We start from the raw sequence: 22,840 nt of genomic DNA, 5'->3' as shown, positions 1-22,840 counted from the left end.
GTCAATCTAAAATTCCCGATCGGGAATTATTTTGAGTTTTGAGACGTCTAAGGGTAAATATTTCCTGATCGGGAATATTTAGGTCTTCCTTAGACGCATCAGCGCATTGCATCCAGTTCCCGCAGCTCGTCGCCTTCGGGAAGGTCAGCTTGCCCATTGCAGCCAGTTGCTGCGCTTGGGGATAAACCAGGTTTGCTGAACCTGCACAGGTTCCAGATGGCCCTGGAGCAACTGCATGACAGGGCGCAGGGCGGCGGTTGTTTCCTGCACGCAGGCCTGCATTTGCTGCATGAGCCTGCGGCCCTGGCTCAGAAACCGGCTGCGCGTCATTCTCTCGCTTGAAGGCTGGCATTGGGCATAGGCCAGCAGGCTGGGGTCGGGCATATCGCCACGGCCCACCATGTCCAGCACGGCCTGATCAGGGCGCTGACCATCAGGCCGGCGAGCATGCTGAGGAACGGCGCGGCAAAAGCCCACAGCAGCAGCAACGCCAGCAGCAAGATACCGAGCCCGACCAACCAATTCATTTCCAGCGTTTTCCCTGTGCTATTGATAGCGGCCTGCGCATTGTTTATCAGGGTTGCAGCCCTTTTGCATAAAGTCTGCGACAGCGGCAGGCTGCAGCATCACTCGTACTCAAACTCCGCCCGGTACTGATCGGGGTCAATGCCCTCGGCCCTCAGCGGCTCCACCAATCTAAAGCGCGTGATCTTGGCCGAGGCAGTGATATAGCCCTTGATCACCAGCTCGCGCGTGACCGGGCTCTTTGCTTCTTCGGCCAGTTGCTCGATGACTCTGGTGGTCTTGCGCCGCGCCAGCATGCGGAAGAGCGCGGGCACATGGGCGAGCAGGCGCTTGAGCAGCTCCTCGGCCTCGGGCAACCACTGGCCTTGCTTGGGCAGCTCGGGCACAAAGCCCCATTCGTCCTCGGTCAGCGCGCGCCAGAGCACGATGGCATGGCCGTCGGCATCGCTCACGCAGGCCATGGCTTCGAGCGCCGGCGTCTGCATGGGCGCGTAGCGGGATATGGCGCCGGCCGCCAGCAGCCTCGCATAGGCCTGCTCCACATCGGCAACCTGCAGGCGCAGGCTGACCCAGGCTTCCACGCTCTGCACCTGGGCCAGGCGCAGCGTGGCGCTGCCCGTGTCTATATCGACAAAGCCTGCGCCGCGCTGCGCTTCGCCAAAACCCATCACATCGCGCCAGAGACCGGCACTTTGCTCGAGATCGGTGACGGGCAGGATAAGATGGCTGATTCCAAAAAACATGGCAGAGGCTGGCAGATAAAAATGCGGGCTATGGTAGCAGCGCTGATTCGCTGCTTAGCCAAGTCTGGCTGAGCGCAGGCTGCTATCGCTGTAGTAGCGGCGCCGTATTCGCTCGCCGGCTCGGGATTGAGATCGAAGCCGCTATTTTGATAGCTGGCAGAGCTTCATGTGCCTGGGCTTGAGGGTGATCTGGCGGGTGATCTGGCTCGTATTTATCTCTTCTGTGCTATCAAGCCGTCTCCTGAAACGCCTGCATGCCCTGCATGCAATATTGCAGAAAGCGGTTGGCGGCCGGGGAGAGTTGGCGGCCCGTGCGCGTGATGAGCTGCATCTCGGCATGCTGAAGCGCGGGGTTGTTCACGGGTATGGCCAGCACCCGGCCCTGGGCCAGCTCGGCGGTGATCGCGCATCGGGGCAGCAGGGTCAGGCCCTGGCCCGTGGTTACAAAGCTGATGAGCACGCTGATGAGGTTGCTGGTCAGCACCGGTGAGAGCCGGATCTTGTCGCTCTGCTCGCCGTATTCCACGAGCTGGCGTATGCCGTACACGCCTTGCAGCAGCGCGACCGGCCACTGGCTGAGCTCCTGCAGCGAGGTCTGGGCCGCGCCGGCCAGCGCATGGCCGGGCTGGACGATGGCATGCATGGGCTGGCGCGCCGAGCCGCGCGAGCTGATATGACTGTCGGCCGGGGCGTAGTAGACCAGGCCGAGCTCGGCCTCGTCCTCGCGCACGCGGCGCATGATCTCGTTGGTGCCGTGGATCTCCAGCGCGATGGACACGCCCGGATATTGCTGGCGGAACTGGCGTATCGGTCCGTCGACCAGCTCCTGCGCAAAGCCTTCGCCGCTGACCACGCTCACGCTGCCGCTGTGCAGGCCGCGTAGCGCGTCCATCTTGGCCAGCATGTCGTGGCGGTGGGCCAGGTTCTGGCGGTGGTAGTCGAGTATCAACTGGCCGGCCTGGGTGGGCACGACGCCGCTGCGGTGGCGCTCCAGCAGGGCCACGCCCAGTGATTCCTCGAGCAGGCTGATCTGCCGGCTCACGGCCGAGGGCACGATGCCCAGCTTTTCGGCCGCCGAGCGGACGGAGCCGCAGATCACGGCCTCATACAGGTATTGCGCGCGGGAGTCTTGAAAGGCTGGCATGACGGGTGAGGGGTTGAGCTTCCAAGCCGTTAGTGTGCAGTTTTTTAGAACAGAAAACACAAAGTCATGAAATATACGCATTGATATATTCGTTGCCAGTATCGGGCAGATGGCAGTCCAGCTCTGCCTTTGGCTGAAAGCAAGTGCTTCCTGTATATAAATACAGTGATTGAGGGGATGTCGATGAGTACAGAGATGCGGTCCGGCAAGAGCGGGCTGGAGATGGGCAGCGTGCTGCAGATTTTTGCGTTGGCGCTGGTGATTGCGGCCCTGTCCGAATGGCTGGGGCCTTTGCCGATCGCGCTGGGCGTGGGCAAGGTGGTGCTGCTGCCCATGATCTGGGCGCTGCTGATAGGGCTGGTGCTGGGCCTGCTGCGCAAGCGCCTGCCCGCGCCGCTGAAGCTGAGCCTGCAAAGCCAGCATCTGGCCGCTGCCATTCTGTCCTGCGCGCTGTTCCTGTTCATCGCCAAGCTGGGCCTGCTGGTGGGCGGATCCCTGCCCAAGCTGGCCGAGGTGGGCGCGGGCCTGGTGCTGCAGGAGCTCGGCAATCTGGTGGGCTGCATTCTGCTGGGCATGCCGCTGGCGCTGCTGCTGGGCATCAAGCGCGAGGCCGTGGGCGCGACCTTCTCCATAGGCCGCGAGCCGGGCCTGGCCATCATCGGCGAGCGCTTCGGCATGGACTCGCCCGAGGGCCGCGGCGTGCTGGCCGAGTACATTACCGGCACCCTGATAGGCGCGATCTTCATCTCGCTGCTCGCGGGCTTTGTCTCCAGCCTCAACATCTTCCACCCGCTGGCCCTGGGCATGGGCGCGGGCGTGGGCTCGGGCAGCATGACGGCCGCCGCCGTGGGCGCGATCGCGGCCCAGCACCCGGACATGGCCGACCAGATCGCGACCTTTGCGGCGGCTGCCAATCTGATCGCCACCACGGTGGGTACCTATCTGACGCTGTTCATCTCGCTGCCGCTGGCCGTCCAGGCCTACCGCCTGCTGGAGCCGCTGCTGGGCCGCAAGCGCCAGGCCGTGCTGGTCGAAAAAACCGCGGCTGAGGAAGAGGCCGAGGAGGTCGCGCATGCACCCTCGCTCAGCCTGGCGATGCGTTTGCTGTGCTGGGTCTGGGTGGGCGTGATGGTGCTGATAGGCAACCGCATAGGCCATGGCGTGCCCGTGCTGGACGCGCTGCCCGGCGTGCTGATCATGATCGTGGCCGTGCTCATCGGCGACCTGATCTATATCGGCACCCGCCGCATCCTGCCCGCCGTGTGCTGGATTTCCTTCATCGCCATGGCCATGACCTTCCCGCATACGCCGTATGCGGCCGAGGTGGCAGCGCTCACCGGCAAGGTGAACTTCCTGGCCATGATCACCCCCATGCTGACCTTTGCGGGCCTGTCCCTGGCCAAGGACATTCCGGCCTTCCGGCGTCTGGGCTGGCGCATCGTCGTGGTGTCGCTGATGGCCAATGCCGGCGTGTTCCTGGCAGCCACGGTGATCGCCCAGTTCTTTGTGCACACGCTGTAAAGCCGGAGCAAGACCATGATGAACACCATCAAATGGCCGGGCCAGCAGGAGCTGCAAGCCTGGCGCCATGATTTTCACCGCCACCCCGAAACCGCTTTTCAGGAGCACCGCACCAGCGCGCGCGTGGCCGAGCTGCTGCAGAGCTGGGGCCTGGAAGTGCACACGGGCCTGGCCGGCACCGGCGTGGTGGCCGTGCTCAAGGGTAGGCTGGGCGACGGACCGAGCATAGGTCTGCGCGCCGACATGGATGCGCTGCATGTGCAGGAGCTCAACACCTGCGACCATGCCTCGCAGCATGCGGGCCGCATGCATGCCTGCGGCCATGACGGCCATACCAGCATGCTGCTGGGAGCGGCCAAGGTGCTGGCGGCCGATCCCGAGTTTGCGGGCACGGTGCATTTCATCTTCCAGCCCGCCGAGGAAAACGAGGGCGGTGCGCGCGCCATGATCGAGGACGGGCTGTTCCAGCGCTTTCCCATGCAGGCCGTCTACAGCATGCACAACTGGCCAGGCCTGCCCGTGGGCACGGCGGCCGTGCATGCGGGCGCCGTGATGGCGGCCTTCGACATCTTCGATCTGACGCTGAGCGGCAAGGGCTGCCATGCGGCCATGCCGCATCTGGGCAAGGATGCGCTGCTGGCCGCCTGCCAGCTGGTGACCCAGCTGCCCGCACTGATAGCGCGCGAGCAGGAGGTGCACAAGCCCGCGGTGCTGAGCGTGACCAGCTTCAACGCCGGCGACACCTATAACGTGATGCCCGAGAAGATCAAGCTGCGCGGCACGGTGCGCTGTTTCGACATGGAGCAGCGCGCGCGCATAGAGCAGCGTTTTCGCGACGCGATTGCCGCCACCTGCGCACTGCACGGTCTGCAGGCCGAGCTTGACTACCGCGTGAGCTACCCGGCCACCATCAACAATGCCGCCCATGCCCAGGTCTGCGCCGCCGTGCTGGCCCGCGTGCTGGGCGAGGACCGGGTGCACCGCGACATGGTCCCCAGCATGGCCTCCGAGGACTTTGCCTTCATGGCCCAGGCCTGCCCGGGCGTCTATATCTGGCTGGGCAATGGCGAACACAGCGCCTCGCTGCACAGCCCCAAGTACGATTTCAACGACCAGGCCTTGCCCCTGGGCATGCGCTACTGGGTGGAGCTGGTCGCGGCCCTGCTGCGCGACGGCCAGCTGCCGGCCTGAGCGCCGCGCATACGGAAGAAGCCGGGTTTCAGCCCGGCTTTTTTGTGCGCGCCGCGGTAGTTGCAACCTGTAAATCAAGCGCCCGAATGTCGGAAGGCTGACACCCGACGCTGCGATTTGTGCGGCCGGTTCTATGATGTAGCCAGCGCTCCAGAGCTTGTGGAGCGTGCGCTGCGGCAGCTTTTATCGGGCTGCCGTCCATCGCAGTTGTTGCATCCAGGGGCCAAGCTCCAGCGGCCCACGCCGTCTCTCCATCGCAACGCTGCCTGCACCAAACCCGGTCTGCGCTCGCGCTGCTCCGGGACTTGATACAGGAGGGCGCTTTATGCCATTCGGCAATTTCTGGGCGGGCATCTCGCCCGCAGGTTTTCCGCCGCTGCTGAGCTGGTGCGTGCTGGTCGCGGCGGCAGCCATGCTCGGCCATCTGGTCCATCGTCTCTCAGGCTTTCCGCGCATGCTCGGCTATACGGCGGTGGGCCTGGTCGCGGGCTGGTTCGGCTTTGGCGATCTGCCCTGGCCGCTGCAGGGCAGCACGGCGCTGATGCTGGAAGTGGCCGTGGGCACCAGCCTGCTGCTGGCTGCGTCCCAGATGTCTCTGCCCTGGCTGCTGCGCCAGCCCTGGCTGCTGCTGCAAGGCCTGGGCGAGCCGCTGATCACGCTGGCCCTGACCACGGGAGTCCTGCTGGCGCTGGACTGGAGCTGGCCCGTGGCGCTGGCCGTGGGCGTGGTGGCCATGGCCGCATCGCCGGCCGTGCTGCTGCGCATTGCCGAGGATCTGCGCGCCAGCGGCGCGGTCACCGACCGCAGCCTGTTGCTGGCCACGCTGAGCACCATGCTGGCCCTGGTGGCCGCACTGGTGCTGACCGTGGTCTTCGTGCCCCAGGCCGCGCCCGTCCATGGTGGTCTGCGCTTCTCGGTGGCGGGGCTGGGACATCTGTTGCTGAATGCTCTGCTGACCCTGGCCTGGGCGGTATTGGTGACGCTTGCGTTCTGGCCGGTGCTGCGCTGGCAGTCGTCGCTGAGCGACGCCACGGGACTGTATCTGCTGGCGACCCTGGCGGCCGCCAGCATGCTGGCCGATCGCTGGGGCGGCTCGGCCGTGCTGGCCTTTGTGGTGGCGGGGCTGCTGCTGCGCAATCTCAGTCCCCGGCCGCTGATCTGGCCCCAGGCTTTTCAGGCGGCCAACAGCATGCTGAACCTGCTGATGTTTGTGCTGGTGGCGAACATGGCCGTGCAGGCGGATCTCTCCTGGGCTCTGATTCCCGTGGTGGCCAGCGCGGTGCTGGCAAGAATGCTGGGCAAGTTCGGCTCCATCCTGCTGCTGGGCCATGGTACGGGCCTGGGCTGGCGCCGGCAGTGGCCCGTGGCCTGTGCGCAGATGGCGCTGTCGGGGGTGGCGCTGCTCATGGTCTCGGGCATCGCCCAGCGGTGGGCGCCTTTCAGTGCCGACGCAGCCAGGCAGGTCACGGCGATCGCCCTGCCCATGATCGTGGTCTGCGAGGTGCTGGGCGTGCTGCTGGCCTCCACCACACTCTGGCGCAGCGGTGATGCCCATCGCGGCATAGGCCGCGCCGCGCTGCATCAAGGGGAGAAGCGCCATGACACATGACCTGAATCAGAGCCCCAAGGTGGATTCTGGTGCGGCGGACCGGCTGCGCGAGTTTGCGGCATCGAGAGCGCTGACCCTGGGGGTGGAGCTGGAGCTGCAGCTGGTCAACACCCACCACTACGATATGACGCCTTATGCGCCCGATATGCTGGCGCTGCTGAAAAACGCCAAGGTGCCGGGCTCCATCGTGCCCGAGGTCACTTCCAGCATGATCGAGATCTCCACGGGCATCTGCGAGGATGCCGAGGATGCCTATGGGCAGCTGTCCGTGACGCGCGACGCCCTGGTCAAGGCCGCGGACCGGCTCAATATCGCGCTGGCCGGCGGCGGCACCCATCCGTTTCAGCAATGGCATCAGCAGCGCATCTACGACAAGCCGCGCTTCAAGGAGCTGACGGCGCTCTACGGCTATCTGACCAAGCAGTTCACGGTCTTCGGCCAGCATGTGCATCTGGGCTGCCCCGACGCCGATGCCGCGCTGCTGATGCTGCACCGGCTCTCGCGCTATATCCCGCACTTCATCGCGCTGTCGGCATCGAGCCCGTTTGTGCAGGGCCAGGACACGGCCTTCGACTCGGCCAGGCTCAACTCGGTGTTTGCCTTCCCGCTTTCGGGGCGCGCGCCGTTCGTGCTGCACTGGGAGGACTTCGAGCGCTATTTCGACAAGATGCGCGCCACGGGCGTGATCCACAGCATGAAGGACTTCTACTGGGACATACGCCCCAAGCCCGAGTTCGGCACCGTGGAGGTGCGCGTCTTCGACACTCCGCTGTCCATAGCACGCGCCGCACAGCTGGCCGCCTATGTGCAGGCGCTGGGAGCCTGGTTTCTGAACGACAGCCCGTTCGTGCCCGTCGAGGACGACTATCTGGTCTATACCTACAACCGCTTCCAGGCCTGCCGCTTCGGCCTGGACGGCACTTATGTGGACCCGGCGAGCAGCGAACAGTTTTCGCTGCGCGAGCATATTCTGCTGACGCTGCAGCGCATTGCCGGCCATGTGCCGGCAGCGGACAGAGAGGCGTTGCAGGAGCTGCGCCATATCGTGAGCCGCGAGGGCAATGACGCGGGCTGGCTGCGTGCCTGCTATGCCGATGTGCAGCAGCTGCCCGAGGTCGTGCGCCAGGCCACGCTGAAGTTCAGCGGCCGGGTCTGAGCTCGAAATGGCAGCCGGCGCTTGTTTTTGCTAGCGGCCGGCTCAGGCCGCAATCACCTTGACCGCATAGCCCTTGCCAGTGGCGATCACTTCGAGCAGGCGGTCGATGTTCGGGTGTGCGCCCGGGTGGGCCTTGGCGTCGGCCGTGTGCTCGGCAAAGATCTCCAGGCCTTCCTCGGCGGCCGCCACATTGATGCTGCCGTGCTTGGCGTGCAGAGCGTGATACACCGTCACCGAGCCGGCCTTGCCGGGAGCGTTGGGAATGGTCGCCGCCACATGGCCGTCGCCGTCGATCAGCTGCAGCTCGGCGATATGGGCGATGGAGGGGAGTTGCTTGAGGTTGTCGGCAAAGGCCATGGTGTGCTCGCGTGGGTTTTCGTCAAAACCATGGATTGTGGGCCAAGTTCAAGGCCTCTGGCCTCAAACCCGGCGCGGTTCTACGCTGAAGCAGGCAGGCCGGAGGCGACTGCCGCTCGGAGTCGACAGACGCAGGGGGCCAGTTCGTGGATACTGCTCGGCGACAGCCAAGGAAGGAACGATTCATGGGCAAGGCAAGACTGGAAGCATTCAGCGATGGCGTGTTGGCCATCATCATCACCATCATGGTGCTGGAGCTCAAGGTGCCGCATGGCGATGATCTGGCGGCGCTGGCCACCATGCTGCCCAAGTTCGTGGCCTATGTGCTGAGCTTCATCTACGTGGGCATCTACTGGAACAACCACCACCATCTGCTGCATGCGGCCCACCATACCTCGGGCTCGGTGCTGTGGGCCAATCTGAACCTGCTGTTCTGGCTGTCGCTGTTTCCCGTCACCACGGACTGGATGGGCGAGCATCCGCTCGCGCCCTGGCCATCGGCCGTCTACGGCTCGGTGCTGCTGGCCGCGGCCATCAGCTACTACCTGCTGCAGCGGCGCATCATCGCGGCCGACGGCAGCGGTTCGGTGCTGGAGCGCGCGCTGGGTCGCGACTGGAAGGGCAAGCTCTCGCCTCTGGCCTATCTGTCCGGCATTGTGCTGTCCTTTGTGCAGCCGGTTGCGGCCCAGCTCATCTATGTGCTGGTGGCGCTGATGTGGCTGATTCCGGACCGGCGCATAGAGCATGGCCTGCCGGCGGCCGATTAAAGACCCTGGTCATCGGCCGGCGCGGGCCGGTGGCTGGCCTTGAGCGCCTCGAGCGCGGTCTGCATCCGCGCATGGTGCTGCGCATATTCGGGCAGCTCGGCGATCTCCTGCATTTCCTGCTCCATCACGGCCTGCACGCGCTGCGCGAGTTCGGACCAGGGCCGGGCCGCCATGAGCCGCTCGGCGCTTTGCAGCAGATCGGCGGGCGTCCCATGGGCCAGGGACAGCTTGCGCACCGCATTCAGCGCGAACGGCGGGCACAGCATGATCTGCAGCGCGATCGAGCGCGCCAGGCCGCGCTCGCTATGGCCGAGGCGGGCATGGCGCAAGGTCAGCAGGCTGAGCCACAAGGTGCACAGATAGATCAGCGCCAGCAGCATGAGCAGGGCCTGCTCCGAATGCAGCACGAACAGCGCCGCGGGCAGGGCGATGAACAGCGCCGCGGCCAGCAGATACAGCGGCGGCGCAAAGGCCTTGAAGCTCGCCGCATGGGCGGCCAGCGACCGCGCTGCGGCCTGCTCGCCGGGCAGGGCGATGTGCGCGGGGTTCCAGCGCAGCTTGTACAGGGGCTGGTGCGGCAGCCACAGCGGCGGCCACAGCAGCCAGTTGCGGCGCAGCTCGAAGCCTTCGCTTGCCAGCCGCACCCGCCATTGCCCGCGGCCCGCGCGCAGCAGGCCTTGCTCGGGCTGCAGCGCCAGGGCCGCGTCGTACAGATAGAACAGGCAGATGGCCAGAACCATCTGCACCTCCGTGGTGATCGTGAAATACAAGGCGCTGCGCTTTCTTGGCGGCAAAAACAAACCCCGCGATCTTAGCGATGCGCGGGGCTGGCGTGCTATGAGTCGATCAGGCGCTCTTGTTGCGCTTGAAGAACTTGCCGATGCCGGCGAACAGTGCCACAAAAGCGGCGGCAATGAACTTCCAGCCCGCGGCCAGGAAGCCGCCGATTACGCCCCACAGGCCCTTCTTGGTCGCCACGGCGGCCGCGCCGCCCAGCACCAGGGCGCCCAGGCCTATGCCGGCCAGCTTGTCACCGTTCTTGAACTCGGAGTAGGCCAGACCGCTGTTGTAGTTGAAGCCCGTGAGCACCTTCTTGAACTCGTCGGTGTTCCTGCTCAGCGCATCGGTGTCGGAGACCAGGGTCGCGCTCATCACGCCCGTGCGGCCCAGAATGCGCGAGGTGTAGTTCACATTGCGCTGACCCGATTCGTCGCGCAGGCGCAGACCCCATTCGAGGCGGCGCGTGCCTTCGTCATAGTGGGGCTGCACCTGCCAGCCTTCGGTGTACAAAGCCTCCAGGCCCAGCTTCTTGCGCTCCTGGTTGCCGGCCTCATCGCCGGCCTGCATGGATTTGAGCAGCGCTGCGGCGTCGATCTTCTCGTCGTCCTTCACATAGCCGGTTTCCTCGAAGGAGAACACCGCAAACCAGTCCAGCGACTTGGGGGCGATCAGGAAGTGATCGCTGCTGGGCGGATTGCCGAAGGCCTGCAGCAGCTTGGAGGTATCGGCCTGGTTCAGGAACGCGTAGCCGTCGGGGATCTTGATGCTGGCCTTGCCGGCAATTTCACCCTGGCCTTTTTCGATCCAGTGCAGCTGCTTGATTTCTGCGGGCAGCTCGTTGGTCTGCTCGGTGGCATCAGCGGCCTTGGCCCAGAGGCCCAAGGACAGTGACAGGCCGAGCACAGCTGCGGCGACGGACTTGAACATGTAATTACTCCCTTTGTTATGAAATCTATAGCGAATAGCTTGCGATGGTTTTACCTCCGGATAGGAGGACGCGGAGAGCGCCGGCTTCAATCCGCGGATTGAAGGCGCGCAGCGATTGTACGTTCCGCTTTTCAGCTGTTTTTAAGCAAGCTGCCGAAGCGGATTGTCAAATATCAAGCGGCGATGGAGTTTCGCCACGGCGCGTGGGCCCCTAGCGGCGGTTTTGTCAGCCCAGGGCAGCGCCCGCAATGGCGCCGAACAGCACCACGGCCAGGGGGGGAAGCCTCAGCCAGCTCAGCATGGCATAGCAGATCAGCGCCAGGGCCAGATCCATGTGGCCGCGGATGGCGCTGGTCCAGACCGGGTCGTACAGCGCCGCACCCAGCACGCCGACCACGCTGGCATTGATGCCGGCCAGCGTGCGGCGCATGCCCGTGTGGCCGCGCAGCTGCTCCCAGAACGGCAGGGCACCGAGCACCAGCAGGGCGGCGGGCGCAAAAATCGCCAGCAGGGCCAGGAGCGCTCCGCCCACGCCGTTGAGCCCATGGCCCAGAGGCAGCAGCGCGCCCAGATAGGCGGCCAGAGTGAACAGCGGCCCGGGCACGGCCTGCGCCGCCGCATAGCCGGTCAGAAACTGGTCGGCAGAGACCCAGCCCGGCACCTGCACGGCCGACTGCAGCAGCGGCAGAACCACATGGCCGCCGCCAAACACCAGGGCGCCGGCCTGATAGAAAGCCTGCACGGCCTGCAGCGCGGGACTGGGCCAGATATGGGCGGCCAGGGGCAGCAGCAGCAACAAGGCAAAGAACAGGGACAGCAGCCAGGCGCCGCAGCGGCGGCCGATGGGGGCGCGCAGAGCCTGGCCTGCGACGCCGGCGTTCCCAGGCATGGCATCCGCAGGCAGCCAGTACCGGCCCAGCAGGGCGCCGGCCGCAATCACCAGCAACTGGGTCCAGGCGCCCGAGAAGACCAGCAGGGCCGCTGCGGCCAGGGTCGCCATGCCGGCACGCGCGCGGTCGGGGCACAGGCTCTTGGCCATGCCCCATACGGCCTGGGCCACCACGGCCACGGCCACGATCTTCAGGCCATGAAACAGACCCGGAAGCAGGCCGGCCGATTGGCCGCCGGCGCCAAGACCCAGGGCCAGCAGCGTGAGCAGCATGGCCGAGGGCAGGGTGAAGGCCAGCCAGGCGAGCAGGGAGCCCAGCCAGCCAGCGCGCATCATGCCCAGGGCCATGCCTACCTGGCTGCTGGCCGGGCCCGGCAGAAACTGGCACAGCGCGACGAGGTCGGCGTAATCGGCGTCGCTGAGCCAGCGGCGGCGCTCGACGAACTCGCTGCGGAAATAGCCGAGATGGGCGACGGGGCCACCGAATGAGCTCAGGCCCAGCTTGAGAAATGCCAGCGCGACCTCGAGCGCGGGAGCCTGGGCAGGGCGGGATGGACTGGGGTTTTCCGGCAGGTTCATGACTTGCTGAGCTAGAGGGCGCGGACTATGCGCCGCTTGCGATGCGGCAAAGCCCCAAGTGTGCCCGCATTCGAAGTGCCTCCGGCTTTAGGGTTTGTCGGCGCTGCGGCATTCTTGATCTGTGTTTTGCCCTATGCTTGATAGTTGACATATCACCTATTACAGAAAACGGACAAGCGGTGGAATCCAATTCGCGTCAGAGCCTGAACCCTTCCTGGATTGTTGTTGCCGCTGGCATCAGTGCCTCGCTGCACGTGGGCAAGTTGCCGCCGGCGCTGTCCGTGCTGCAGCAGAGCCTGGGCATCTCGCTGGTGCAGGCCGGCTTTCTGCTGTCCACGGTGCAGGTCGCGGGCATGGTCCTGGGGCTGGTCGTGGGCCTGGGGGCCGACAAATGGGGGCTGCGCCGCAGCGTGCTCGTGGGCCTGATGCTGATGGCCTTGTCCAGCATGGTGGGCGCCGCGGCGACGGGTTTTGCCTGGCTGCTGGCGCTGCGGGTGCTCGAAGGCCTGGGCTTTTTGCTGGTGGCCATGCCCGCGCCGGGGCTCATACGGCGCAACGTCAAGCCTTCGGAGCTCAGCGGGCGCATGGGCTGGTGGGGCTCGTACATGCCCATAGGCAGCGCCATGGGGCTGATGCTGGGCCCCTGGGTGCTGCAAGCCACGTCCTGGCAGACCTGGTGGATTGCGCTGGGTTGCAGCTCGGCGCTGGCGGCCCTGGCCGTCTGGCGCTGGGTGCCGGCCGATGCCGCCCATGCCGCTGCGGCCAACGCACCCGCGGACCAGGGCTGGCGGCCGCGCCTGCTGCTGACGCTGCGCAGCCCCGGACCCTGGCTGGTGTCGCTGGGCTTCATGCTGTATTCGGGCCAGTGGATGGGCATCGTGGGCTTTCTGCCCACCATGTATGCCCAGGCGGGGCTGGGCGCCAAGCTGGCGGGCACGCTCACGGCCGTGGTTGCGGCGGCCAACATCGTGGGCAATGTGGCCTCGGGCAAGCTGCTGTACCGCGGCTGGAGCGCCAAGCGCTGCCTGCAGACCGGCTATGTGATGATGGGCTTGACCGTGCTGCTGGCCTATCTGCAGATCGGCGGCGAGCCGCTGGCGCCGCTATGGCTGCGCTTTGCGGCCGTGGTCCTGTTCTCGGCTGCCGGCGGCCTGATCCCGGCCACCCTGTTCACCTCGGCCATGCATCTGGCGCCCAGCCAGGGCACGGTCTCGACCACGGTAGGCTTTATGCAGCAGTGGTCCTGCGTGGGCCAGTTTGCGGGCCCGCCACTGGTGGCGGCCGTGGCCACGCATATGGGAGGCTGGCAGTTCACCTGGATGGTGACGGGCAGCATGTGCGTGCTGGGCTGGCTGCTGGCGCTGGGCGTGCACCGCTGCTGGAGCCGCGTGGCGCGCTGAAGCCCTGCAGATTTGATAGCTGCTGGCGCTTGGCAGGCGGGCCCTGAAGCGACTTCCTGCGTGAAATACGGTCTGGGCACAGGCTCCGGCATGGTCTGATATGGCTTGATACGGAGCCTGCGGTTAGGCTTTGGCTTTTAGGGGAGCGATATGCAAAAGCGTCAATTTCTGGCCTCAGCCGCTTCGTGGGCCGCGGCTTCCTCTTCGCCCTGGCTTGCGGGCTGCGCCGCGCCGGGCGCCACAGCCGCACCAGCCGACGCCATCTTCTTTGGCGGTCCGATCTTGACCATGAACAATGCCCAGCCGCAGGTGGAAGCCGTGGCCGTGAGGGGCGGCAGAATCGCGGCCGTGGGCCAGCGCCAGGCGGTTCAGGCCTTGCAGGGGCCGCAGACCCGCATGGTGGATCTGCAGGGGCGCAGCTTGATCCCGGGTTTTGTGGACCCGCACAGCCATATAGGCGGCGTGGGCCTGCAGGCGATTTCGGCCAATCTGCTGCCGCCGCCCGATGGCGGCAATGCCTCTATTGCCGAGCTGCAGCGCACGCTGCGCGCGTATATGCAGAGCTCGCCCGAGGTCGGGGAGCTGGCCGTGGTCTTCGGCTTTGGCTACGACGACTCGCAGCTCAGGGAGCTGCGCCATCCGACCCGCGACGATCTGGACGCGGTATCGCGCGAGCTGCCCGTGGTGGTGATTCACCAGTCCGGGCATTTCGGGGCGCTGAACTCGCTGGCCCTGGCCAGGGCCGGCATCACGGCGAGCACGCCCGATCCCGAAGGCGGGGTGATACGACGCAAAAGCGGTGGCCGGGAGCCCGATGGCGTGCTCGAGGAAAATGCCTTCTTCCATACCCTGGGCCGGCTCATGCCCAAGCTGTCGCAGGAGCAGGCCATCAGCTGGCTGGAAAAAGCCCAGCAGCTTTATCTGCAGTTTGGCTACACCACAGCGCAGGACGGCCGGGCCGACCCGGGGTCTGTTGCGACGGCGATTGCCGCGGCCGAGGCCGGACGCCTGGTGCTGGACGTGGTGTCCTACCCCGATATTCTGCAGATGGGCGATGGCGCTTTCATGCAGGGCCCGTATTACGGCCACAGCTATACCAAGCGCTTTCGCATCGGCGGCGTCAAGCTCACGCTGGACGGCTCGCCCCAGGGTAAGACGGCCTGGCTGACCCAGCCCTATCTGGTGCCGCCCCAGGGGCAGAAGCCCGGCTATCGCGGCTACGCGGTCCTCAGCGACGCCAAGGCCAACGAGCAGGTAGCCAAGGCGATCGCCAATGGCTGGCAGATTCTGGTGCACGGCAACGGCGATGCGGCGATCGACCAGTTCATCGCCGCCGTGCGCGCCAGCGGCCCCGTGGACAGGGCGCGTGCCGTGCGCCCGGTGCTGATTCACGGTCAGACGCTGCGCCGCGACCAGATTCCACAGCTCAAGGAACTGGGCATCTTTCCCTCGCTGTTTCCCATGCACACTTTTTACTGGGGCGACTGGCACCGGGACTCGGTGCTGGGCGACCCGCGCGCGCAGAACATCTCGCCCACGGGCTGGGTGCTGGAGCAGGGGATGCGCTTTAGCTCCCACCACGATGCGCCCGTGGCTCTGCCGTCGTCGATTCGCGTGCTGGACGCCACGGTGAACCGCACCACGCGCTCGGGCCAGGTACTGGGGCCCGAGCACTGTGTCTCGCCCTGGATTGCGCTGCAGGCCCAGACCCTGTGGTCGGCCTATCAGCACTTCGAGGACGCGCACAAGGGATCGATAGAGCCCGGCAAGCTGGCCGATCTGGTGATCCTGTCCGACAACCCGCTGACCATGGAGCGCCACAAGCTGGCCACGCTGCAGGTGCTGGAGACCATCAAGGGAGGGCGCAGCGTCTACCGGCTGAACCCGCAAGACTCCTGAACCTGAAGTCGGCCGCGAGCCGATCAGGCGTCGCGCGAGCCTATGAGCGCGCGCAGCGCGTTTTCAAGCTTCTGCGCAATCTCGTGGACTGCCGCCCACTCGGGCGCCTCTGCGGGGCTCTGCGCAGCGCCGGGCGCGGGCTGCCAGCCGCCCATGGTGGCCAGCGGGTCGTCGCTCTTGAGCGCCACCACCGTGGGCTGGCGGGCCAGGTCCAGGCAGGTATCGACGAGCCAGCGGCAGTAGCTGGCCAGAGCCGCTGGCGGCGCGCCATGGGTGTGGGAAGCGGCGCGGTTCAGGCTTTCGGCCAGCAACAGCGCCGTGGCATAGACGCGCAGCGCATGGCGGTCATAGCGGCGCGTGACAAAAGCCAGGCGTTCGGCATTGAGCCGCCCGCGCAACGACCAGCGCCGCGACGCATGGGCCTGGCCCACGGCCGCACGCAGGGCCGCCAGCGATTCCTGTGCCAGCGACAGCTGGCCCAGAGCGGTCTCGGCCGCATCGGCTTTTTGCTCCTTGCAGGCGCGCAGGATCAGATCCAGCCCGTTGGCCAGTTGCTTGAGAAAAATGGATGCGGCCTGGCCCATGTCCTTGATGGGATTGGAGGTGAACAGCACCTGGCTGAACAGCAGGCCCACGGCCGCCCCGACCATCACGTCGAGCAGGCGCGCCTCACCGGCCGCGCTCGGGCCCATGGCCAGCACCAGCACCAGCGATACCCCGGCCTGGATGGGCACCACGGGCGCGGGTCCGATCACGGCCCCCAGCAAAACGGAGACGAAAATGCCCAGACACAGGCGCAGCAGCTGATGCTGGTCGGGCAACTGCCAGAGCAGGTCGCCGAGCACAATGCCCAGGGTGCTGCCTATCAGCAGGCTCTTGGCCTGCTTGAGATGGCTGGGCAGGCCCGGTGCCAGGCAGACAATGGCGGTGACCACCGCAAACGCGGGCCGCGGGTGGTGCCAGAGCTGCTGGGACAGCAGCCAGGCGCCGGCGCTGGCCAGGGCCGCGGCGGTCGCGTCGCGCGCAGCCAGCCGCGTGCGTGAGGGCAAAGTCGTTTTGGCCCGTCGCCAGGCCAGCATGAAGGGGGTGCTCCAGCGCAATTGAGAAACTCCTTGCCTGGACCTAGCGGCCTTGCAGCAGGCCCAGAATGCACTGCCATTCGGTCTCGCTCACGGGAGTGATGGACAGGCGGTTGCCTTTTTGCAGCACGCGCATGTTCGCCAGAGCCGGCTGTTCGCGCAGTTCGGCGATCAGCAGGGGGCGGGTCTTGCGTTCGGCCTGCACATCCAGCATCAGCCAGCGCGGCTTGTCGGGCGAGGACTTGGGGTCGTAATAGAGGTCGGCCGGGTCAAACTGCGAGGGGTCCACGCGCAGATTGCCGGCAATGCGTGCAATGCCGTAGATGCCGGGCTCGGCACAGCTCGAATGCCAGTACAGCACGCCGTCGCCCGGCTGCATCTCGTCGCGCATGAAGTTGCGCGCCTGGTAGTTGCGTACGCCGTTCCAGGCCATGATCTGCCCCGGCGCCGCAAGCGCATGGTCAATCGAGTATTCCTCGGGCTCGTTCTTCATGAGCCAGTAACGGGGCGGGCGCTCGGCCTGTGTGCTGCTGTGGGTCATGTGCGCATTGTGGGCCAATGGGCAGGGCTTATGCCAGTGTCGCGGGGCCAGGGAGATGCTCCTTCGGTGTTCGGTTGCGCAAGCGTTGCCGGCGCCGTTGCTGAATTGCTGCCCGGCGTGGTGCAGCCGGGTCGAGCGGTCCTGCTAGATCTGTTCCGCCGGGGGCATGTCGCACGGATAGCGCCGCCAGCGCCGCAGCGGCCAGCCGGCGGACTCCGGGGCGCCGGTCGCTGAAACAGTCCGCGTCTCAGCTCTTGGTCTTGCCGCGCACCAGGTCGTAGATGAAAAGCACGATGATGGCGCCGACGACCGAGGCAATCCAGCCCGCGGTCTGGCCGGGCCGGTAAAAGCCGAACGCGGCGCCCAGATAGCTTGCGACAAAGGAGCCGACGATACCCAGCAGTATGGTCATGATCCAGCCCATGCTGTCGTCGCCGGGTTTGATGGCGCGAGCGATCAGGCCGACGATGAGACCGACGATGACGGTGCCAATGATGGACATGATGAAATCCCTCGCAGGAGTCAATGATTTATCACTCTAGAAGCATGTGCGGCCGGCTCCTGTCGGACGGGGTAGGGTGTCTGCGCGGGCCAGGTTCTTCCAGCGTTGTCTGCTGCGGAAATGGCGAGCGCAAAGAAAAAACGCCTGCATGCAGCAGGCGTTTTTTGGGGGAGCGCTCGGATCAGGGCTGAATCGGAGCCATGGCGCTGTAAGCGGCGGCCGTTGCGGCGGAGGCATCGGCACCTTCTACGCGGCGTGCGCCGTCAAAGCGGCGGGCCCAGTAGGAGGTCTGCATGCTCTCGACGCGGATGCTGGCGCCGGTGCGCGGTGCGTGGATGAACTTGCCTTCGCCGACATAGATGCCCACATGGCTGAAGGCGCGGCGCATGGTGTTGAAGAACACCAGGTCGCCGGGCTTGAGTTCGTTGCGGTCGATTTGCTGCGAAGCCTGGGCTTGCTCTTCCGCACGGCGGGGCAGAACCTTGCCCACGGTCTCCGAGTAGATGGCGCGCACAAAGCCGCTGCAGTCGAAGCCGGTTTCGACACTATTGCCGCCGAAGCGATAGGGAACCCCGAGAAAGCCCATGGCCGTGACGACCAGGTTGGAGGTTTTCTCGGTCACGTTCTGGCGGGCTTCGCGCACGAAGTCGGAAGTCCTCTCGGCCACCGTGTGGCGAGCTTCGCGCAGTTGGGTGATGAGACCGCGGTTGACAAGCAACTGGTTCATGTCGTCGTCCCGCTGATCACTGGGTGCCGCATGTGCGGAGGTGACGCCGACAAATAGAAGTGCAATAAGCCATCTGGACATGGGGCGTGAGGGTACCACGTTAATTTGTAGGACAGAACCCCCAATTCCAAATTTTTAGCCTGGGTTTTTGATCTTCCGCAGCAAATGCCTTGCAGTCATGAGCTTATTGCCTGGAGTGCTCCCAAAAATGAAGCACATCACTGTCGGTGTTTTCCCTATTCTGGTGAATGTGGGGAGGGGGGCGGGCAATCCGTGTTAGCGCGATATTTCAAGGCTACTGGACCCCAAGCCTCTTGCGAGCGCGGCTTGCGGCGACAATAGCCCATCTCCCTCATTTCCGTCTGCGTGCCTTGCCCGTTGGGTCAAGTCCTCAAGACTGGCCTGCGCTAAGCACAGCCCGCCTGGCTTCGGGCCCAAGATTTCTCAGAAAGAATTGCCATGCTGTTAGAAGCTTCCGAGTCGCAACTGGTTCTGGTCGACTACCAGGACAAGCTCATGCCCGTCATCTACGAAGGTCCGCAGGCGCTGGCTAACGCAATCAAGCTGGCCACCATGGCCCAGCTGCTGGATGTGCCGACCTGGGGCACGGAGCAGAACCCCTCGCGCCTGGGCGCCAACAATGCCGAGCTCAAGGCCCTGTGCCGCAAGACGCTGGAGAAAATGTACTTCAGCGCCGTCCCCGAAGGCCTGGGCGAGTGGCTGCGTCCGCCCGCAAAGCCCCAGGGCGGCAATGCGCGCAGCCTGCCCAAGCATCTGCAAAAGCCCCAGCAGCAGGCGCCCGAGCGCAATATGGTGGTGATTGCAGGCTGCGAAACCCATGTCTGCCTGCTGCAGACGGCACTGGAGCTGCTGGAAGACGAGTTCGACGTCTGGGTGGTGACGGATGCCTGTGGCTCGCGCACCGAGCGCAACCGCGATGCGGCTTTCGACCGGCTGGCCGGCGCCGGCGCGGAACTGGTGACCACCGAGATGGTGCTGTTCGAGTGGCTGCGTACCTGTGAAGACCCTGCATTCAAAGATATGCTGGCGCTGGTGAAGTAAGAGCGGCGAGCACACGTTCAAGACGAGGCGTGAACCCCGGCAGCAGGTCGCAGGCGAGTGCGGCAAGGCTGGGCGCACCCGATGAAAAAACGACGCATCGAGGGCCATGTGCGTGTTTCCCGGTTGTTCATCGCCACAGGGCGTTGTTGCACAAATCGCCGACTAGGGTCAGGTAGCCTCGGATGATGAGTCAGTCCCCGCAGTCCAAATCCCGCTACCGCATCACCAACTGGAAGCAATACAACACAGCGCTCAAAGCGCGGGGCTCATTGACCATCTGGCTGGATAAAAGCATGTCCTGGTTTGCCGCTGCCAGCGGCAAACGCGGGCGCAGCCCGCAGTTCTCGGATGCAGCGATTCAGTTCTGCCTGACCATCAAGAACCTCTTTGGGTTGGCCTTGCGGCAGACCACAGGCTTTGTTCAGTCACTACTGGCGTTGTCTGGACTGATGTGGCCGGTCCCCGACTTCAGCACGTTGTGTCGCCGTCAACGCAGCCTAGATGTGCAGGTGGCGTACCGCTCGAGCGCAGTCGGCCTGCACCTGCTGGTTGACTCCACAGGCATTAAATTCTTGGGAGAAGGCGAGTGGAAATGCAAAAAGCATGGGCCGGAGCGTCGGCGCCAATGGCGCAAGCTGCACATCGGCATTGATGCGCAAACGCTGCAGGTACGGGCTATCTGCGTCACTTCCAACAATGTCACTGACGCTGCGGTGATGCCGCAACTATTGACGCAAGTCCCGGGTGATGAGCCGCTGTTGACCGTAACAGGCGACGGGGCCTATGACACTCAGCCCGTGCATGAGGCGGTCATGCAGCGCAATGCCGCTCCGATCATTCCCCCGAGAAAGAATGCAAGGATGCGCAAAGGCGATGTCTTTGTGCACCGCAATGCGGCTATCGCCGCATGCAGGCGCTTCGGTCGCAAGCTATGGAAATGCTGGAGTGGTTACCACCGGCGCAGCTTGGTTGAGACCAAGATGAACTGCATCAAGCGGCTGGGTGAACGAGTGATGTCACGCACGTTCGAGTCGCTATCCTCAATCGGTTTACTGAGCTGGGTTGCCCGCAGACGGTAGCTGTGCCATAGCCACGTCTGGGGTTGGGGAAATCTGGCCTGAGGCTGATTTATGCAACAACGCCATTGACCAGTTGAATCCACAGTCAGCGACGGTCAGTGTCAAGCAACGCCATGCAGCAGAGCATCAGCTGCAGAGCGGCGCATCGTCGGTGCCGTTTTGTCGAGGCGAAGATGGGCTGCCTCAGACGACGGAAGGGTGGACCTCAAGGCTTGGCCTTTGAGTACCATCTCAAGCATGCGGCCTCTCCTCGCTGATTCGCTCAGCTGGGCGATCGGCAGGCGGTGGTCGTGGAATGGTGGTTCGGGGCGCTTTCCTGGCATGGGTTTCGGCAGCAGCGCCCGATGCGTTGTCAGGTTTCGGCAAGCGCATTATGAATAATTATGAATTCAGAAGACTTCTCGCCAAGAATGGGAAGTCAAGGAGACAGATTCATATGAGCACGCACTTGAACCCCGGGTTTGCTGATTTCTACCAGCGCTCCATCGACGACCGCGACGGCTTCTGGGCCGAGCAGGCCGAGTTGATCGAGTGGCAGCAGAAGCCGCAGCAGATCTGCGACTACAGCCAGCCGCCGTTCGCCAAATGGTTTGTGGGCGGCACCATTAATCTCTGCCACAACGCCGTGGATCGCCATCTGGCGGCGCGCGCCGACCAGAATGCGCTGATCGCGATCTCCACCGAGACCAATACCGAGAAAGCCTATAGCTACCGGGAGCTGCATGCCGAGGTCAACCGCATGGCGGCGGCGCTGCAGGCGCTGGGCGTGCAAAAAGGCGACCGCGTGCAGATCTATATGCCCATGATTGCCGAGGCCTGCTTCGCCATGCTGGCCTGCGTGCGCCTGGGTGCGATTCACTCGGTGGTCTTCGGCGGCTTTGCCTCGGGGGCGCTGGCCTCGCGTATCGACGACGCCCAGCCCAAGGTGATCGTGAGCGCCGATGCGGGCTCGCGCGGCGGGCGGGTCGTGCCTTACAAGCCTTTGCTGGACGAGGCGCTCAAACAGTCCACGCATCAGCCTGCGGCCGTGCTCATGGTCAACCGCGGCCTGGCCGAGATGCCCATGCAGGCCGGCCGCGACCATGACTGGGCGGCCTTGCGCGCCCGGCATCTGCAGGCCCGCATCGATTGCGTGTGGGTGGAGTCCACCCACCCCAGCTACACCCTCTATACCAGCGGCACCACGGGCAAGCCCAAGGGCGTGCAGCGCGACACGGGCGGCTATACCGTGGCGCTGGCGGCCAGCATGCCGCATATCTTCGATGCGCAGGCCGGCCAGACCTTCTTCTGCACCAGCGACATAGGCTGGGTCGTGGGCCATAGCTACATCATCTATGCGCCGCTGATCGCGGGCATGGCTACCGTGATGTACGAAGGCCTGCCGATACGTCCCGATGCGGGCATCTGGTGGAGCATTGTCGAGAAGTACAAGGTCACGCATATGTTCTCGGCGCCCACGGCGATCCGCGTGCTCAAGAAGCACGAGGCCGAATATCTGACGCGCTACGACATCTCCAGCCTCAAGGCCCTGTGGCTGGCCGGCGAGCCGCTGGACGAGCCCACGGCGGCCTGGATCAGCGCCGCGATCAAGAAGCCCATCATCGACAACTATTGGCAGACGGAGACCGGCTGGCCCATCATGACGCTGTGCAACGGCGTGGAGCAGCAGGCCACGCGCTTCGGCAGCCCCGGCAAGGCCGTCTACGGCTACAACGTCAAGCTGATCGACGATGCCACGGGCGAGGAGCTGACCGGTGCCCAGCAAAAAGGCGTGCTGGCCATAGAAGGCCCGCTGCCGCCGGGCTGCATGCAGACCGTGTGGCGGGACGACAACCGTTTCGTCAACACCTATTGGAAGAGCATTCCGGGCCGGCTGATCTACAGCACCTTCGACTGGGGCATTCGCGACGAGGACGGTTACTACTTCATCCTCGGGCGTACCGACGACGTGATCAATGTGGCGGGCCATCGCCTGGGCACGCGCGAGATCGAGGAGAGCATCTCGGCACATGCCCAGATCGCCGAGGTGGCCGTGGTCGGGGTGGCCGACAATCTCAAGGGCCAGGCGGCTCTGGCTTTTGCCGTGGTGCGCGATGCCTCTCTGGTGGCCGACGAGGCGGCCTGCAAGGCTTTGGAGGCCGAGGTGATGAAGCTCGTCGACTCGCGGCTGGGCGCCGTGGCGCGCCCGTCGCGTGTGCTGTTCGTCGCGGCCCTGCCCAAGACGCGCAGCGGCAAGCTGCTGCGCCGTGCGCTGCAGGCCGTGGCCGAGGGCCGAGATCCTGGCGATCTGAGCACCATGGAAGACCCGGCCGTGCTGGCCCAGGTGCAGCAGCGCCTGTAAACATCGGTGACCCATGGCCCAT

The 22,840-nt window shown here is 65.1% G+C and carries 20 protein-coding genes and 1 pseudogene; 10 read left to right on the top strand and 11 right to left on the bottom strand.

The window, feature by feature from the left end; genetic code table 11:
• Positions 1-144 precede the first annotated feature (144 nt).
• The 3 genes from AB6724_RS15230 to AB6724_RS15220 form a co-directional block, all read right to left on the bottom strand.
• Positions 145-411, bottom strand: coding sequence for a hypothetical protein (locus tag AB6724_RS15230; RefSeq protein WP_369339374.1), 267 nt, complete (start codon positions 409-411; stop codon positions 145-147).
• Positions 412-626: 215 nt separating this feature from the next.
• Positions 627-1,268, bottom strand: coding sequence for a VOC family protein (locus tag AB6724_RS15225; protein ID WP_369339373.1), 642 nt, complete (start codon positions 1,266-1,268; stop codon positions 627-629).
• Between the two features lie 229 nt (positions 1,269-1,497).
• Entirely contained in the window at positions 1,498-2,412 is a 915-nt protein-coding gene (locus AB6724_RS15220) for a LysR family transcriptional regulator (protein WP_369339372.1), read from the bottom strand.
• Positions 2,413-2,595: 183 nt separating this feature from the next.
• Between AB6724_RS15220 and AB6724_RS15215 the strand changes: the two genes are divergently transcribed.
• The 4 genes from AB6724_RS15215 to AB6724_RS15200 all read left to right on the top strand — a co-directional run bounded on the left by AB6724_RS15215 (position 2,596) and on the right by AB6724_RS15200 (position 7,889).
• Positions 2,596-3,933 (top strand): DUF3100 domain-containing protein, encoded by a 1,338-nt coding sequence (locus AB6724_RS15215; RefSeq protein WP_369339371.1) that lies wholly within the window; start codon positions 2,596-2,598, stop codon positions 3,931-3,933.
• Between the two features lie 15 nt (positions 3,934-3,948).
• Entirely contained in the window at positions 3,949-5,124 is a 1,176-nt protein-coding gene (locus AB6724_RS15210) for a M20 aminoacylase family protein (protein ID WP_369339370.1), read from the top strand.
• Positions 5,125-5,449: 325 nt separating this feature from the next.
• On the top strand, positions 5,450-6,733 hold the full coding sequence (locus AB6724_RS15205) for a cation:proton antiporter domain-containing protein (protein ID WP_369339369.1): 1,284 nt from the start codon (positions 5,450-5,452) through the stop codon (positions 6,731-6,733).
• Complete coding sequence (locus AB6724_RS15200) at positions 6,723-7,889, top strand: YbdK family carboxylate-amine ligase (RefSeq protein WP_369339368.1); 1,167 nt, start codon at positions 6,723-6,725, stop codon at positions 7,887-7,889. The genes AB6724_RS15205 and AB6724_RS15200 overlap by 11 nt, the downstream gene beginning before the upstream one ends.
• A gap of 42 nt (positions 7,890-7,931) precedes the next feature.
• On the opposite strand, the gene AB6724_RS15195 is transcribed toward AB6724_RS15200, so the two are convergent.
• Complete coding sequence (locus tag AB6724_RS15195; protein WP_369339367.1) at positions 7,932-8,246, bottom strand: DUF2322 family protein; 315 nt, start codon at positions 8,244-8,246, stop codon at positions 7,932-7,934.
• Between the two features lie 185 nt (positions 8,247-8,431).
• Here AB6724_RS15195 and AB6724_RS15190 point away from each other — a divergent pair, with 185 nt between their 5' ends.
• A complete protein-coding gene (locus AB6724_RS15190) occupies positions 8,432-9,013 on the top strand; it encodes a TMEM175 family protein (RefSeq protein WP_369339366.1) in 582 nt (193 codons plus the stop codon).
• On the opposite strand, the gene AB6724_RS15185 is transcribed toward AB6724_RS15190, so the two are convergent.
• The 3 genes from AB6724_RS15185 to chrA all read right to left on the bottom strand — a co-directional run bounded on the left by AB6724_RS15185 (position 9,010) and on the right by chrA (position 12,182).
• Positions 9,010-9,783 carry a hypothetical protein gene (locus AB6724_RS15185; RefSeq protein ID WP_369339365.1) on the bottom strand — a complete coding sequence of 258 codons (774 nt, stop codon included), beginning with the start codon at positions 9,781-9,783 and terminating at the stop codon, positions 9,010-9,012. The two genes, AB6724_RS15190 and AB6724_RS15185, sit on opposite strands and share 4 nt — an antisense overlap.
• A 76-nt stretch (positions 9,784-9,859) precedes the next feature.
• On the bottom strand, positions 9,860-10,720 hold the full coding sequence (locus AB6724_RS15180; protein ID WP_369339364.1) for a DUF2167 domain-containing protein: 861 nt from the start codon (positions 10,718-10,720) through the stop codon (positions 9,860-9,862).
• 226 nt (positions 10,721-10,946) lie between these two features.
• The gene (gene chrA / locus AB6724_RS15175; RefSeq protein ID WP_439329879.1) at positions 10,947-12,182 is read right to left on the bottom strand and encodes a chromate efflux transporter; all 1,236 of its coding nucleotides are present in this window, start codon (positions 12,180-12,182) and stop codon (positions 10,947-10,949) included.
• Between the two features lie 185 nt (positions 12,183-12,367).
• Between chrA and AB6724_RS15170 the strand changes: the two genes are divergently transcribed.
• Together AB6724_RS15170 and AB6724_RS15165 are read left to right on the top strand one after the other, a co-directional pair.
• Positions 12,368-13,588 carry an MFS transporter gene (locus AB6724_RS15170; protein WP_369339362.1) on the top strand — a complete coding sequence of 407 codons (1,221 nt, stop codon included), beginning with the start codon at positions 12,368-12,370 and terminating at the stop codon, positions 13,586-13,588.
• A 150-nt stretch (positions 13,589-13,738) separates the two neighbouring features.
• Positions 13,739-15,487, top strand: a complete 1,749-nt coding sequence (locus AB6724_RS15165; RefSeq protein WP_369339361.1) for an amidohydrolase — start codon at positions 13,739-13,741, stop codon at positions 15,485-15,487.
• A 23-nt stretch (positions 15,488-15,510) separates the two neighbouring features.
• Here AB6724_RS15165 and AB6724_RS15160 read toward each other — a convergent pair whose 3' ends face one another.
• The 4 genes from AB6724_RS15160 to AB6724_RS15145 all read right to left on the bottom strand — a co-directional run bounded on the left by AB6724_RS15160 (position 15,511) and on the right by AB6724_RS15145 (position 18,417).
• The gene (locus tag AB6724_RS15160) at positions 15,511-16,587 is read right to left on the bottom strand and encodes an FUSC family protein (protein WP_369339360.1); all 1,077 of its coding nucleotides are present in this window, start codon (positions 16,585-16,587) and stop codon (positions 15,511-15,513) included.
• A 22-nt stretch (positions 16,588-16,609) separates the two neighbouring features.
• The gene (locus AB6724_RS15155; RefSeq protein WP_369339359.1) at positions 16,610-17,107 is read right to left on the bottom strand and encodes an EVE domain-containing protein; all 498 of its coding nucleotides are present in this window, start codon (positions 17,105-17,107) and stop codon (positions 16,610-16,612) included.
• Between the two features lie 247 nt (positions 17,108-17,354).
• Positions 17,355-17,609: a GlsB/YeaQ/YmgE family stress response membrane protein gene (locus tag AB6724_RS15150; RefSeq protein WP_369339358.1), complete on the bottom strand. Its 255-nt coding sequence runs from the start codon at positions 17,607-17,609 to the stop codon at positions 17,355-17,357.
• A 181-nt stretch (positions 17,610-17,790) separates the two neighbouring features.
• On the bottom strand, positions 17,791-18,417 hold the full coding sequence (locus tag AB6724_RS15145; RefSeq protein WP_369339357.1) for a C40 family peptidase: 627 nt from the start codon (positions 18,415-18,417) through the stop codon (positions 17,791-17,793).
• Between the two features lie 378 nt (positions 18,418-18,795).
• Here AB6724_RS15145 and AB6724_RS15140 point away from each other — a divergent pair, with 378 nt between their 5' ends.
• From AB6724_RS15140 to AB6724_RS15130, 3 genes and pseudogenes are all read left to right on the top strand, one after another.
• Positions 18,796-19,398: an isochorismatase family protein gene (locus AB6724_RS15140; RefSeq protein ID WP_369339356.1), complete on the top strand. Its 603-nt coding sequence runs from the start codon at positions 18,796-18,798 to the stop codon at positions 19,396-19,398.
• Positions 19,399-19,583: 185 nt separating this feature from the next.
• Positions 19,584-20,488, top strand: a pseudogene (locus tag AB6724_RS15135) (IS5 family transposase).
• Between the two features lie 425 nt (positions 20,489-20,913).
• Positions 20,914-22,818 (top strand): propionate--CoA ligase, encoded by a 1,905-nt coding sequence (locus AB6724_RS15130; RefSeq protein ID WP_369339355.1) that lies wholly within the window; start codon positions 20,914-20,916, stop codon positions 22,816-22,818.
• Positions 22,819-22,840: the final 22 nt, after the last annotated feature.

It is taken from the genome of Comamonas guangdongensis, assembly GCF_041079535.1.
Classification (GTDB): domain Bacteria; phylum Pseudomonadota; class Gammaproteobacteria; order Burkholderiales; family Burkholderiaceae_C; genus Comamonas; species Comamonas guangdongensis.
This window is presented reverse-complemented; position numbering and strand designations above follow the sequence as displayed.